The organism is Sphingomonas changbaiensis NBRC 104936, assembly GCF_000974765.1.
In the GTDB taxonomy this organism is placed as follows: Bacteria; Pseudomonadota; Alphaproteobacteria; order Sphingomonadales; family Sphingomonadaceae; genus Sphingomonas_B; species Sphingomonas_B changbaiensis.
The window spans coordinates 87347-101174 of record NZ_BBWU01000051.1; the positions used below are offsets into that span (position 1 = coordinate 87347).

Sequence of the window (13828 nt, forward strand, 5' to 3'; positions counted from 1 at the left end):
TCCGCCACAGGTGCGGTCGATCGATCTGCTGATCCCGGCGCCGGACGACGTCTATGCGGCGCTGGCGGCGGAGCAGGTGCGCGACTATGTCGCGGCCTTTTCCCGAGTGGGAATTGCGGTTCGGCCGCGCGTCTGGTCGGAAGCGGGCGACGCGCCGGCGCTCGCGCTGATGGCCTGGGGCTATCACCTGGAGCCAGAGCGCTGGCTGGCGCTGCTGGACGGCTGGCCCGCAGACCTGCCGTTGTTCAACCCGGCGCCGCTGCTGCGCTGGAGCACGCGCAAGACCTATCTGTCGGCGCTCGAAGCGGCGGGCGTGCCCACCGTCCCGACTTGGTGCTGCGATGCCGATCCGTCGACGATCATGGCCGCCTTCGACGCGCTCGGGGCCGAGGAGTTGGTGGTGAAGCCGCAAATCGCCGCGAGCAGCCACGGCATCGCCCGCGTGAAGCGCGGCGACAGCCTGCCGACCGTCGGGCAGGCTATGATCCAGCCCTTTCTCCCGGCGGTCCAGAGCGAAGGCGAATATGCGCTGTTCTATATCGGCGGTGAGCTGAGCCATGCGATCCGCAAGGTCGCACGCAGCGGCGAGTTCCGGGTCCAGCCGCAGTTCGGCGGGACGAACACCGCTTGGCAGCCCGACCGTGAAGCGATCGCCGTGGCCGAAGCTGCCCTGGCCGCGGCCCCGGCAGAGCCGCTCTATGCCCGGATCGACCTGCTGCGCCGGCTCGACGGCCGGCTGGCGCTGACCGAGTTCGAAGCGATCGAACCCGAGCTGTATTTCGCGCATGGCGAGCAGGTGCTCGAGCGGCTGGCCGAGGCCGTGGCCCGGTCACTGTAGCACGCGGCAGCCCTGCTCCCGTTCGCTTCGAGCGAAGTCGAGAAGCGCAGGCCTGGCGTCAGCCGGTTTCTCGACTACGCTCGAAACGAACGGAATGTGAGAGGTTTGGCGGCGCGGCAAGGGAGGGGAGCCGCGCCGCCCGTCAACAGCCGGCCGCAGCAGGGGCGGACACCCTGCGCAGAACCATTGCCGCCGACGATCTCGTAATACATCAACGAGATAAGATCGCGGCCTGGCGGTTCAATAGTCCTTGGAGACTCGCAGGTTCGCACTCTGCCGGCCGATCGTCGAAATCGTCGACAGCACGGAGAGCCAGCGCGTGATCTGGAACTCGACGCGGGTCGCCGAATAGCCTTGGCCATCCGTGATCAGCTCCACGAACGCGCGGCGCGTGATATATTTTCCGGCCGCGATGGCGGTCCCTTGGCCGATCGTCGGATCGGCGGCGATGATCCGCAGCCGGTCGAGCCCGACCGCCCGCCGCAGTGCGTTGATCGGATCGAGCCCGCCGCCGCTCTGCAGCGCAGCAACCGCGGATGCGAGCTGCACCGCCTCGGGCGCGGAGAGGTTGGTGATCGACGTGCCGAACAACAGCCGCGACAGCAACTCGTCCTCCGGCAAAGCGGGGTTGCTGGTAAAGCTGACCTCCGGCTTCAGGCCGGTGCCGGTCACGCGGATCGTGGCGGACAGGCCCTGGATGTTCGCGTTGGCGGCGATGTCGAGAACCGGATCGGGCGGGTTGCCGCCGTTGAAGCGGATCGTGCCTCGATCGAGATCGAAGCGGCGTCCGGCGAATTCATAGCCGCCGCGCAGCAGCGTCGCTGAGCCGAGCAGGACCGGCTCCCCGACGGTGCCGGTGATCGCGAGCGCTGCCCGCCATTCGCTGTCGAGCCCCAGACCGGTCACCATCAGCCGGTTGCGCGCGTTCGCCTTCAGATCGAGCCGCCACGGCGCGGAGAGCGCGGGCGGCTCCATCTCGTCGGCGGGGCGATTGCGTTCGCTGAGGTTCGCGAGGCGGGCCACGGTCGTTGCCGCGCGCGCGCGACCCAGCCGGTAGCGGCTGCGGTCAAGCGTCACCTCGCCCGCAATCAACCCGCCATATCCGCCGGAGGTGATGCGGAGCGGCCCGGTTACGGTCGCCCCGATATCGTCGCGGTTGAGCAGCACCGCGTTCTGCGCGTTCACCGTCAGATCCATGCCGACGCCCTGCCGCGTCCCGAAATCGAACGTGCCGGTGCCGGTGACGGAGCCGCCCGACCCCGCCGCCGCCGTCATGTGATCGATCACCAGTTTCGAGCCGCCGAACCGGCCGGTCGCGTCGACGTTGGTGAGCACCGTGCCCGACGTCGCGCTCTCAAGCCGCGCGCCGCTCGTCCGGATCGATCCGCGGATCACCGGGTTCGGCAGCCGGCCGCCGATATCGGCCGCAATGGCCACCGGGCCGGACAGATCGAATTGCTGAATGCCGGTCAGCCGCCACAGCGTGTCCGCCGGCCCGGCGTAGCGCAGTTGGGCGAGCAGCGGCGCATCGGACAGGCGCGTCGCGAGATCGCCGCCGGGCCCGAGCGGGGCCAGCCGGGCCTGGGCGCGGCCGATGACCTTGCCGTCGCTGGCCGCGACGGCCCGCGCCGCGGCCTGACTGCCGTTCAGCACCGCCTTGACGCCAAGGTCGATGGGCTTCGAGGTCAGCACCAGGCTCGATCGGGTGAGGCGTCGCACCGTCAGGTCGAGGCTGCCTGACGGGAGCGCTCCGGCCGGCTCGCGATATTGAATGCGGCCGGTTGCCGTGCCGCCGAGACCCAGATTCGGCGTGACGATATCGAACACTGTCATCGGCACGCCCGTCAGGGTCGCGTCCACCTCGGTCGCTGGGCCCCCGAACATGCCGGCAAGCTTCAGCTGTCCGCCGCTGTAGCTGAGCGCGGTGGGTGCAAGGCGCCAGCCGCCATCTTCTGCGGTCAGCACCGCCGGGCTGTCGATGTGCACGGGCTTGTTGTCGATCGTGCCGCCGCCGGTGACCGTCAGCCGGTCCGGCGCGACCTGGGCGACGGTCTGCAGGTCGAACGCCCGTCCGCGCGATCCGGCGAACGCCGCCTTCACCTGGCCCCGGCCCCCGCGCAGATCGATGCTCGCGGCGAGCCGCGCGAGCGCCAGCGGCCCCCGTCGCAAGCCGCGCGCGGTGACGGTCGCGCGCGTGACGAGACCAGCCGGGTCCAGCACGACTTCGCCATCGAGCCCGCCGCGCAGGACGCGGATTTCCGGGCTGGTCGCGATCCGTGCATTGGTCGCGTCGAAACTGAGCGCGATGCGCTGCAGGTCGCTGGGGCGGTCAAAGCTGAGCATGCCGGTCAGGCCGGGCCCCGTAACCCTCAACCGCCCGTCGAAGCCACGGCCCTGCGATGTCAGCTCGCCGGTCGCGGTCAGCCCGGCCACGGCCAGCGTACCGATATCGATCCGCGCCGCCTCGCCCTTGGGCAGCAGGATCGCGCCGGCGCTGGTCCATGCCCCCAGCATCGATCTGCCCTCAGCGCGATAGCCGAAGCCGTCCGCGTTCGGGTCGAGCAGCAGCCGCATGTCGGCGATGCCGAGCGCATCCAAGGGACGGGACAGCAGGATGTCGAGCCGCGGCCGCTCGATCCGGCCGTCGAGCGTGAGCTTGACCGGGCCATAGGTCGCCTGCCGACCGCCGCCTTCGAAATGGAAGCTGCCGTCCCGGCGCCGGAAGCCGCTGCCGCTCAGGACCAGGTGCGGCGCCGTGATCCTGAGATTGACGAAATGCAGGATGCCGTCGCGGTCCCGGACCAGGCTGGATTCAAGATACGGCAGCCCGCCCGCCAGTCCGGCGAGGAAGCCGTTGTCGAACCGCCGCACCCAGGCCTGGGCACGGCCTGTGACGTGGGTGCCGAGCCGATTGCTCCCCGGCACCACCGACAAGCTCGTCTTGACGTCGACGATGCCGAGGCCGGGGATGTAATAGCGCGTCAGTTCGCCTGCGAGCCGCACGTCATAGTCGCCGGTGCGCAGGTCGACGAACAGCGATGCGCGGCTGGTCAGCTTGTCGGAACGCACGCGCAGATTGTCGCCGGTGATCGTCTTGGACGTGACCTTCAGCAGCCCATCGACCTGCAGGTTGGCGAGGATGCCGCCGGCGACATCGCCGTCTCCGGTCACGCGGCGCGCGGTGAAGCGGATCGGCACCGTCACCGGCGAGGGCGACAGCCGCCCCGCGCCTTCGATCCGCGCTTGCTCGAACCCGGTATTGTCGAAGAACACGACCGGGCTGGAGATCAGATAGCGGAACTTTGCGCGGCCATACGGCCCGTCGAAAAGCCCGCGCAGCTGGACGTCGCGGCCGCGCATATTCTTGAACAGGGCCGGCGGCTGGAGCAGCGCCGCATGGACGACCAGCGCGTCATATTGCCCGCGTCTGAGATCCAGGCCGCCGTCGGCCTGCACGGCCAGCGCGGCGGAGCGCAGCTTGAGCTTGCCGGTCAACACGCCGCGATCGAGCACGCCGCGCCCGTCGATGCCGATCCGCTTGCCCGCAAGACGCTGCAATCGGCCTTTGGTGACCGTCTCGAGAAACAGACCGCCGGTCAGCCGGTATTCGCCTTCGCGCACCTGGAGCGCGGTGTCGACGATGCGCACGCCGCCCGCGTCGAGTTGGGCGGTGCCGTTCCAGATGCTCCAATTGCCCTTGCCGGCGATCCGCAGGCCGAGCGGACGGGAGGTGCCGACCAGCTTGCCGATCACACCGCCTGCGGGTGCTGCGAGCTGTGCGCCCAGATCGAACCTGCGGCGCGACGGTTCGGCATCGAGCAGCAGCTTCAGCCGATCGCCTGCGCTGGTCCAGGCGGCGCCTTGCACCATCGCACGGCCGCTGCGCACATCGGCGGCAAAGGCGAGCGCGCCGACCCGCTCGGGGCCGGCAATCCCCTTCTCGATCCGCAACCGGTCGATCGCGACCCGGCCCAGCCGGATATCGAAGCTCGGCAGCGTGAAGGGCCTGCCGGTCGGGCGGAAATGCGGGATCTTGTGCAGCGTTGCGGTCGCAGCGGTCAGCTCGTCGATATCGAGCCGATTGATCGTCCAGCGCCACGGCGTCCAGCGCAGCCGCACGTCGGGCGCGGACAGGAACAGGCCCTTGGGGTCGTAGAGGCGCACGTCCTTCAGACGGGCGCTGCCATAGATCGACCCTTCGATCCGGCCGATGCGGATGCGCAGGCCCGACCGGATCTGCAGCCGCTCGATCCGGTCGATCAAGAAACGGTGACCTGCGCTGGTGTCCAGGCCCCAAATCCCCGCGAGCACCGCCAGCAGCAGCGCGACCGGCAGCAGCGCCAGACGCCAGCGGCGCCTGCGAGACGTCACCGGTGCGGGCGCGCCCTCCTCCATCTAGAAGGCCTGGCCCAGCGAGACGAACACGGTGATCCGGGAATCGCCTTTTTGCGGGTTGATCGGTGTCCCGACATCGACGCGGATCGGGCCGAAGCTGCTGTGATAGCGCACGCCGAGCCCGGCGCCGTAGCGCAGGCCGCTGAAGTCGGGCAGCGCGGCGCGGTAGATATTGCCGCCATCAAGGAACGGCACGATCCCGAAATTGCCGAACCGGATGCGGGCTTCCGCCCCAAACTCGGCGAGGCTGCGGCCCCCGGTCGGGTTGTTGTCGGCGTCGCGCGGACCGATCGCCTGGTAACCGAAGCCGCGTACCGATCCACCGCCCCCTGCGAAAAAGCGTCGCGACGGCGCGATGCGGTCCGCCGACGCCCCGACGATCGAGCCCAGCCGGATGCGCCCCGCCAGCACGACGCGGTCGCTGACCCGCTGATAGGCGCTGCCGTCGATCTGCAGCCGCGCATAGCCGAACACGGTGTTCTGCAGCGACACTTCGGGGCTCAGCCGCCCGGACAAGCGGAAACCCTTGGTCGGGTCGAGCAGATTGTCGCTGCCGTCATAGGCCAGCGTGCCGGGCAGCGCGCCGATCAGGTAGGTGCGGCGCACAGTGCTGGTCAGCGTGTTGATCGCACCGCGCTCGTTCGACGCGATCAGCTGGACGCCTGCGCTCCAGGTCCATTTCTTCTGGAAGATGATGTTCGATTGCCGCTCGATCCCGGCGCCGAGCAGGAAGGTGCGCGCTTCATAGCCCGGCTGGTCAAGATGGCTGAGCGCGACGTCGGCCGTCAGCACGTGATCGCGCTTGCGGTAATTGCTGCGGCGGAAGCTCGCGGCCGCCGATTGCTCGCGGGTGCCGGCGACGGCGCGAAGGGTCAGCGCGCCTTCCGGCGGGAACAGGTTGCGGTGCTGCCAGCTGATCGCCGCCCGCGCGCCTTCTCCGGTACCGTAACCAAGCTCGCCGGCGATCGTGCGCGGCGGCGCCCGGTCGACCTTGACGGCAATGTCCACCGTATCGGGCGTCGCCCCCGGCTCCGGCGTGACCGTTACCGCGGATGCAAGGCCGGTTGCGATCAGGGCGCGACGAAGGTCCTCGACATCGCTCGCTTCATAGGGCTGGCCGGGCCTGAAGCGGGCGATCTGCTGAACGTGCTTCGCGCTGAACAGCGCGCCCGGCGGCACGACGATCTTGCCATAGCGTCGCGCCCCGCCCGGTTCGACGTTCAGCACCAGGGTCGCCATCTTGCTCTCGTGATCGACGATCACCTCAGGGTCGGGAACCGATGCGAACGGGAAGCCGCCCTGGCCGATCCGCTGGCGCAATGCGGCCGTGCCGGCATTGATCGCAGCGGCGTCGACCGGGTCCTGCGGCTTGACCCCGAATGCCTGGCGTAGGGCATCCGCCTGCTTGGGCGCCGCGTCCAGCCCGCGAACCTCGACCTTGGCGAAGCGGTAGAGCTCGCCCGGATCGGCAGCGAGAGTGACGATCACGCGCCCGGCTTCGGGCGTCACTCGCGGCTCGACCTGCGCGTCGTAATAGCCCCGCGACTGAAGCAGCTCGGCAAGCAGATCGGCGTCTTCGCGCGCGCGGCGGTCGATCTGGGCGACGTTGGCGGGTTGCTTCTCGCCGGCTCTGAGCGTCGACAAGGCGTCGAACTGCGCGGTGATCAGCTCCAGCTCTTCGGGATCGAGGCCGTCGAAGCGCACCTCGTAATGAAGGTCGGCCCCGGCTTCGGTCGTCACGCCCCCTGCCGCAGGAGCGGGCTCGCCGGGCTGCGGCGTGAGGTCGGGCCAGTCGACCCCCAATCCCGGCAGCGGATCGAGCGGCGAATTGGGGTCGAGCACAGGCCCCGCCTCAGGCGTGGCCTGCGCGAGGAGGGGAGAAACGGGACCGGTCGCCGCAGCCAGGAACGCGGCCACGGCCAACGCCGCGCCGGGGCGCCGCGACGAGCAGCACATCATGGACCGTGGCTTATCGCGTCAGCGGGCGGCCCGCCAGCGTTAGTGAACGGTGCCGGTCACTTCGTCCGCGTTGAGCAGCACGACCAGTCGCTCGACCTGTCGCCAGCGACAGAAATGGACGACATTGCCGAGGTCCCGGCTGCGATCGGCGCGCGATGCAGCCTCGATCGCCGCATCGATGCCGAAGCGCGCGATCAGATCGGTCGCATCCGCCAGGACGGCGCGATCGGCGACATAGGGGGGTGAGGTGACGCGGCTCTTTTCCACGGCGGCGGCCTTAGCGCGGCGAAGCTTGCGGTCCGGCGGACGAGAAGGGTCAACGCCGTCTTGACCATCTTCGCTGGCGTCGGGCCTGTGGGCGTGGCATGCGCCGCCGCGATGTCCCGTTCGCCCAGCCCCCGATCCGCCGGAATCCTGTTCGCCATCCTCCCGCTTGCCGGCGCAATCGGGTTGGGATTCCGCGGCCAGCCGGTGATCGGCCTTGTCGGCGGACTGGCGCTGGCGGCCGTGCTGACGACGCTTTTCTGGCTTGCCGATCGGCGGCGCTGAGTTACGCCCGATATCCCCGTTATCCACAGCCCGTTGGGGGCAGATTCCGCTTTGCGCGACTCGGAGAGCGTGAGACCATCTGTTTCGTGATCGGAACGAGATCGCGGAAGGTTCCGCCCCCGGCGGAACCCAGGCGAAGCAGGGAAGATCATCGCCGATACGGAAGTCCGAGAGCTTCGGCTCAAGGTTCGACCCATCGGCACAGGCGCCGGAAGCGATGTTGCCGGCGCGCCTGCCAAAGCCTGAAAAGGTCGAGGCGAGCGCGACAGCGTCATCCCAAGAAGGGCCGCGGAACCGCCCCGATCTTCCCCGGAAGAGCGAGGCAGCGAAGCGACGCCTGAGTGCGAGAGACTTGAGGTCCGCAAGGACCAAGACGATCTTGAGGCTCGGCGCAGTGGGGGCTGGCGGCAACGCCGGCCCCCATTTCGATTCGGGTTGCCCCCCTTGCTCGTCACCCCGGACTTGATCCGGGGACCACCTTTCTTTGCACGCACTCGAAAGGCAGGTGGATGCCGGATCAAGTCCGGCGTGACGATGGAGCTTACTCCGCCGCCAGTGTGGCCGGCCCGTCGAGCTTGCCGACCTCATTCCCCCAGGCGTCCCAGCCGGGCCGCTCGCTGCGTGCGAACAGTTCGAGCTTGGACGCATCCGGATAGAGCCGGTCGATCGAATCGCGCACTGCCTCCGGCTTCTGCGAATGGGCCCGCTTGGGCGCGAGGATGACGTTGGGCACGCCTTCGTCGCCAAGCGCCATCGGCCGGCCCTTTGCGACGCGGCTGGCGGCGAGCACATATTCGGCGGTCGGCTTGACGATCGACGGCCGCACGCCTTGCGCGCCGATCGGCTGGCCGTCCTTGCGCGCCTTGACCCAGACGAAGGCGATGCCGCGGAAATGCAGCTGCCAGGTGGCGAGGCAGGCCATCGCGACGTCCAGACGCGGCGAGGTGGCCCACAGGAACAGCACGCCGCGATCGGACAGCAGCTCCGGCAGCGGCAGGCGCACGATCGCCTCGTCAGGAGCGGTCGCGTAGAATTTTGCTGCCGCGCCCCATTTGTCCTGCTGGCCGTAATAGGCCCAGGGCGGATCGGCGAGGATCACGTCGTAACGCCGGTCGGGCAAGTCGCGCCAAAGGGTCATGGCACCCGACTAGCGCATCCCGCACCGCCGCGTCAGCCCCGTGCGCACGCCATGGCGACGTGGGCAACATGGACGACATTCACATGGAATCGGGAAAATTTTCCCTTTCCGGCGAAAATCCGGAAACAGGTGTTGACCAGGTCAAAGAGCCGCGCGGCCAGCATCGGACGCCCCAGCAGCATGGCACAGCGGCGCGCCTGTAGGACAGCATTTTGTTTCTCGTCTGTTCCTGCGCCGATGGAGGCGATCCGCTACATCGCCGGTTCGACATTGTTCGGATTGGGCAAAGTTGCCGGGGCGAGAGCGTCGCGGCGGTCCTTCGGCACAGGCGCGGTCGGGTCGGGCCGGAAATCCATGTTCGCGCGGTCGCCCGGGCCGTGATGAGGCTGGTCGAGCGCGAGATCGGCGGCGCTGCTGCCGCCTTCGGTCGCGCCGAGACCGCGGCTGCGGCGTGCAAACGCGACCAGCCCGACAAGGCCGAGACCGCCGGCGATCACCGCCGCGATCGTGCCGGTGCTGGACGAGGTCCGCTTCGCCTTCTTGTTCTTCTTCTTCGCCATGACGCGCTCCGTTGATGCCGTTTCGGCTCCAACGGGCGGGCATGGCCCCTGTTCCGGCTATTGCTCGCCGTTCAGCATCCGGATGATGCCGGAGAAATCGAGCCCGGCACGGCCGCCGTTCGCAAAGGCCTGGTAGAGCGCCATCGCCTCCGCGCCCATCGGCACCGAGGCATTCGCGTCGCTGGCCGCCTGGACGGCGAGCTTCAGGTCCTTGAGCATCAGGCCCGCTGCAAAGCCGCCCTGATAATCGCGATCGGCCGGCGTTTCCGGGCCGACGCCCGGCAGCGGGCAATAGCTGGTCATCGACCAGCTCTGGCCGGACGAGACCGAGCTGATATCGAAGAAGGTCTGGGGGTCGAGCCCCAGCTTCCTGGCCAGCAGGAACGCTTCGCACGTGGCAACCATCGTCGCGCCGAGCAGCATGTTGTTGCAGATCTTCGCTGCCTGGCCCGCGCCGCTGGAGCCGGCGTGGATCACGGCCTTGCCCATCAGCGTCAGGATCGGCTCCGCGCGCGCGAACGCGTCCGCCGGTCCGCCGACCATGAAGGTCAGCGTGCCCGCCGCCGCCGCCGCGATGCCGCCGGAGACGGGCGCGTCGACCGCAGCGAGACCCTTCGCGGCCGCGGCTTCGGCCACCTTCTTTGCGGTATCGACGTCGATCGTCGAGCAGTCGAGCAGCAGCGTGCCGGGCGTAGCGGCGCCGAACAGCGAGTCTTCATAAACCTGGGCGACATGCTTGCCGGCGGGGAGCATGGTCACGATCGCCTCGGCACCGTCGGCCGCCGCCGACGCGCTCTCGACCGGAAGGCAGCCGGCGGCCTTTGCCTTGTCCAGCGCGTCCTGCGACAGGTCGAAGGCGCGCACGTCGTGGCCGCCCTTGGCGAGGTTCGCCGCCATGCCGCCGCCCATGTTGCCGAGCCCGATGAAACCGATGCGTGCCATTCCAATTCCCCTCCCGCTTGCGGGAGGGGTCAGGGGTGGGCCCGACCTCAACCGCGGCGTGTGTCTCTAGTGCCCACCCCCAGCCCCTCCCGCAAGCGGGAGGGGAGCATTTACCGCCCCTTCCACGCCCCCGGCCGCTTCTCGACGAACGCGGCCATGCCTTCGCTCTGGTCCTCGGTGCCGAACAGGCCGTGGAACAGGCGGCGTTCGAACAGGATGCCTTGCGCCAGGCCGGTTTCGAACGCGGCGTTGATCATTTCCTTGTTCGCGATCGCGGCCAGCGGCGGCATGTCGGCGATCGTCTTCGCGGTCTTCAGCGCCTCGTCGACCAGATCGGCGGCGGGCACCACGCGCGCGACCAGGCCCGAGCGTTCGGCTTCGCCCGCGTCCATCATCCGGCCGGTCAGGCACATTTCCATGGCCTTGGCCTTGCCGATCGCGCGCGTCAGCCGCTGCGAGCCGCCCATGCCGGGCGAGACGCCCAGCTTGATCTCGGGCTGGCCGAATTTCGCCGTGTCCGCGGCGATGATGAAGTCGGCCATCATCGCGACTTCGCAGCCGCCGCCCAGCGCATAGCCGGCGACCGCCGCGATCCAGGGCTTGCGCGTTGCCGTGACCTTTTCCCAGCCGGCGAAGAAGTTGCTGCCGTACATGTCGGCGAAGCTCTGGGACGACATTTCCTTGATGTCGGCGCCGGCCGCGAACGCCTTTTCGCTGCCGGTCAGCACCAGGCAGCGCTGCGCCGGATCGGCATCGTATGCGGCCATCACCTCGATCAGCTCGCCGAGCACCCGGCTGTTCAGCGCGTTCAGCGCCTGCGGGCGGTTGAGGCGGACGAGCGTGACCGCGTCGTGGCGCTCGATCAGCAGGGTTTCGTAGTCGGCCATTACCGTTCCTTCCCGTCATCCCGGCGAAAGCCGGGACCTACCTTTTTCTCTGCCCTCACGCACAAGAAGAAGGTGGGTCCCGGGTCAAGCCCGGGATGACGATTGCTCGCTCACGCCGGCGTCCACGCCTCGTCGTCCGGCAGCGGTGCGAAGATCGTGTCGAGCATGTGCTCGGTCACGCCCTCGGGCGTCGCCGGGTTCCATTTCGGCGCATTGTCCTTGTCGACGATCACCGCGCGCACGCCTTCCAGGAAATCGTGGCGCTGCACGACATGCGCGCCGACTGCATATTCCTGCCGCATCTCGTCGGCGAAGCTGTGCATGTGCGCGCCCTCCTTCAGCAGGCGCAGCGCCACCTTCATCGTTTGCGGCGATTTGGTGTGGAGCGTCGCCAGCTCTTTCTGCGCCCAGTCCGAGCCGTCCGCCCCTAGCGCGGCATAGATGTCTTCCAGCCGGTCGGACGCGAACAGCCGGTCGATGCGCTCCATATTCTGCTCGATCCGCGCCGGCGGCGGCTCTTCCGAGAAGGCGTCGAGGATCGCTTCGATCGCGGACGGATCGGCGGCGATCTTCGCCTTCACTTCGCCAAGCGCGGCGGCAGGGACGAAATGGGTGGCGAGGCCCAGATATACGCACTCGGCGCCGTCCATCTGCGCACCGGTGAGCGCGAGGAACTGGCCCGCCCGGCCCGGCAGGCGCGACAGATACCAGCCGCCGCCGACGTCCGGGAACAGGCCGATCCCCGTCTCAGGCATCGCGAAACGCGTGTTCTCGGTCGCGACGCGGAACTTGCACGGCAGCGCAATGCCGACGCCGCCGCCCATCGTGATCCCGTCCATGAAGGCGACCGTCGGCTTGCTGTAGGTGAACAGCCGGTGATTCAGCTGATACTCGGTATGAAAGAACTCCCGCGCCTCCGCTCCGTCCTTCGCTCCGCTGGCGGCCAGCATACGAATGTCCCCGCCCGCGCAGAACCCGCGCCCCTCCGCATGATCGAACAGCACCGCGCGCACGGCATCGTCGCTGCGCCAGGCGGCGAGCCGGTCCAGGATTGCGCGGCACATCGCCGTGGTCAGCGCATGGATCGCCTTGGGCCGATTCAGCCGGATCCGGCCGACATGGCCTTCGGTGAAGGCAATGATCTCGTCGGTCATGCGTGCGCCCCGTTGAGGTTCACGCGGAGGCGCGGAGGCGCGGAGGAAGAAGGGAAATGGGGTTCACGCGAAGACGCGAAGGCGCGAAGAGAACTCCGCGAAGCGGATCGCCTTGCCCCAACGCGACAGTGATTCTGAGGCTTCGCCTCACCAATCTTCGCGTCTTCGCGTCTTCGCGTGAACAACACCTTCTTTTCTCCGCGCCTCCGCGCCTCCGCGTGAACCATCGTCATTGCCGCGTCAGCTCGCGGCCGACGATCATGCGCATGACCTGGTTGGTGCCTTCGAGGATCGAGTGGACGCGCAGGTCGCGCCAGAAGCGTTCGACCGGATAGTCCATCAGATAACCATAGCCGCCGTGCAGCTGCAGCGCGCGGTCGACGACCGACGAGCCAGTGTCGGTCGCGAAGCGCTTCGCCATTGCGGCGAACTTGGTCTTGTCCGGCGCGTTCGCCGTCACCTTGGCGGCGGCGGTGTAGAGCAGCATGCGCGCCGCCTGGAGCTCGGTTTCCATATCGGCCAGCATGAACTGCGTGTTCTGGAAATCGGCGATCGCGGTGCCGAATTGCTTGCGTTCCTTGGTGTATTTGACCGCCTCGTCGAGGCAGCGCTGCGCGCCGCCCAGCGAGCAGGCGCCGATGTTCAGCCGGCCGCCGTCGAGGCCCATCATCGCGATCCGGAACCCCTCTCCTTCCGCGCCGACGCGGTTTTCGACCGGCACGCGCACGCCGTCGAAATTGACCTGCGCGGTCGGCTGCGAATGCCAGCCGAGCTTGCGCTCGTTGGCGCCGAAGCTGACGCCGGGCATGTCCTTTTCGATGACAAGGGCCGTGATGCCCTTCGGCCCTTCAACGCCGGTGCGGACCATCGTCACATAGACTTCGTTCTGCCCGCCGCCCGAGATGAACGCCTTGGAACCGGTCACGACATAATGGTCGCCGTCCAGCACCGCCTTGGTCTTCAGCGCCGCGGCGTCGGAGCCGGACGAGGGCTCGGTCAGGCAGTAGCTGGCGATCCGGTCCATCGTGACGAGGCTGGGCAGGTATTTCTGCTTCACCGCATCCGAGCCGAACCGGTCGATCATCCAGCTCGCCATGTTGTGGATCGAGATGAAGGCGCTGGTCGAGGGGCAGCCATAGGCCATCGCCTCCATGATCAGCGCCGCTTCCAGCCGGCCGAGGCCGATGCCGCCCATCTCCTCCGACACGTAGATCGACGCGAAGCCGAGCTCGGCCGCGGCCTTGATCGTGTCGCGGGGGAAGATGTGCTTTTCGTCCCACTCGGCCGCGAACGGCGTGATCGCGTCGGCGGTGAACTTCTGCGCCATTTCCTGGATCTGGCGCTGATCGTCGGTCAGGTCGAACTGAGTCATGGAGGGCGCCTAGCAGAGGCTTGGGGGCCGCCGC

At 68.5% G+C, this 13828-nt stretch carries 12 protein-coding genes; 3 read left to right on the forward strand and 9 right to left on the reverse strand.

Annotated features, from left to right (window positions below):
* Nucleotides 1–10: 10 nt before the first annotated feature.
* Nucleotides 11–838 carry an ATP-grasp domain-containing protein gene (locus SCH01S_RS14425; protein WP_052733961.1) on the forward strand — a complete coding sequence of 276 codons (828 nt, stop codon included), beginning with the start codon at nucleotides 11–13 and terminating at the stop codon, nucleotides 836–838.
* Between the two features lie 240 nt (nucleotides 839–1078).
* Here SCH01S_RS14425 and SCH01S_RS14430 read toward each other — a convergent pair whose 3' ends face one another.
* Genes SCH01S_RS14430 through SCH01S_RS14440 form a run of 3 tightly spaced genes read right to left on the reverse strand, consistent with a single transcriptional unit; the run spans nucleotide 1079 to nucleotide 7459 of the window.
* Nucleotides 1079–5209, reverse strand: coding sequence for a translocation/assembly module TamB domain-containing protein (locus SCH01S_RS14430; RefSeq protein ID WP_369385566.1), 4131 nt, complete (start codon nucleotides 5207–5209; stop codon nucleotides 1079–1081).
* 24 nt (nucleotides 5210–5233) lie between these two features.
* Nucleotides 5234–7192, reverse strand: coding sequence for an autotransporter assembly complex protein TamA (locus SCH01S_RS14435; protein ID WP_439645815.1), 1959 nt, complete (start codon nucleotides 7190–7192; stop codon nucleotides 5234–5236).
* Between the two features lie 39 nt (nucleotides 7193–7231).
* Nucleotides 7232–7459 carry a hypothetical protein gene (locus tag SCH01S_RS14440; protein ID WP_046349522.1) on the reverse strand — a complete coding sequence of 76 codons (228 nt, stop codon included), beginning with the start codon at nucleotides 7457–7459 and terminating at the stop codon, nucleotides 7232–7234.
* A 60-nt stretch (nucleotides 7460–7519) separates the two neighbouring features.
* On the opposite strand from SCH01S_RS14440, the gene SCH01S_RS14445 reads away from it, so the two are divergent.
* Nucleotides 7520–7741 (forward strand): hypothetical protein, encoded by a 222-nt coding sequence (locus SCH01S_RS14445; RefSeq protein ID WP_046349523.1) that lies wholly within the window; start codon nucleotides 7520–7522, stop codon nucleotides 7739–7741.
* 541 nt (nucleotides 7742–8282) lie between these two features.
* Here SCH01S_RS14445 and SCH01S_RS14450 read toward each other — a convergent pair.
* Complete coding sequence (locus SCH01S_RS14450) at nucleotides 8283–8879, reverse strand: MT-A70 family methyltransferase (RefSeq protein ID WP_046349524.1); 597 nt, start codon at nucleotides 8877–8879, stop codon at nucleotides 8283–8285.
* 68 nt (nucleotides 8880–8947) lie between these two features.
* On the opposite strand from SCH01S_RS14450, the gene SCH01S_RS17375 reads away from it, so the two are divergent.
* Nucleotides 8948–9082, forward strand: a complete 135-nt coding sequence (locus tag SCH01S_RS17375; protein ID WP_281175001.1) for a hypothetical protein — start codon at nucleotides 8948–8950, stop codon at nucleotides 9080–9082.
* Nucleotides 9083–9130: 48 nt separating this feature from the next.
* Here SCH01S_RS17375 and SCH01S_RS14455 read toward each other — a convergent pair whose 3' ends face one another.
* From SCH01S_RS14455 to SCH01S_RS14475, 5 genes are all read right to left on the reverse strand, one after another.
* Complete coding sequence (locus tag SCH01S_RS14455; RefSeq protein WP_046349525.1) at nucleotides 9131–9439, reverse strand: hypothetical protein; 309 nt, start codon at nucleotides 9437–9439, stop codon at nucleotides 9131–9133.
* A gap of 57 nt (nucleotides 9440–9496) precedes the next feature.
* Nucleotides 9497–10387 carry a 3-hydroxyisobutyrate dehydrogenase gene (gene mmsB / locus SCH01S_RS14460; protein WP_281175002.1) on the reverse strand — a complete coding sequence of 297 codons (891 nt, stop codon included), beginning with the start codon at nucleotides 10385–10387 and terminating at the stop codon, nucleotides 9497–9499.
* A 104-nt stretch (nucleotides 10388–10491) separates the two neighbouring features.
* The gene (locus SCH01S_RS14465) at nucleotides 10492–11268 is read right to left on the reverse strand and encodes an enoyl-CoA hydratase (protein ID WP_046349527.1); all 777 of its coding nucleotides are present in this window, start codon (nucleotides 11266–11268) and stop codon (nucleotides 10492–10494) included.
* A gap of 110 nt (nucleotides 11269–11378) precedes the next feature.
* Nucleotides 11379–12422 (reverse strand): enoyl-CoA hydratase/isomerase family protein, encoded by a 1044-nt coding sequence (locus SCH01S_RS14470; RefSeq protein WP_046349528.1) that lies wholly within the window; start codon nucleotides 12420–12422, stop codon nucleotides 11379–11381.
* A gap of 229 nt (nucleotides 12423–12651) precedes the next feature.
* Nucleotides 12652–13794 carry an acyl-CoA dehydrogenase family protein gene (locus SCH01S_RS14475; RefSeq protein ID WP_046349529.1) on the reverse strand — a complete coding sequence of 381 codons (1143 nt, stop codon included), beginning with the start codon at nucleotides 13792–13794 and terminating at the stop codon, nucleotides 12652–12654.
* Nucleotides 13795–13828: the final 34 nt, after the last annotated feature.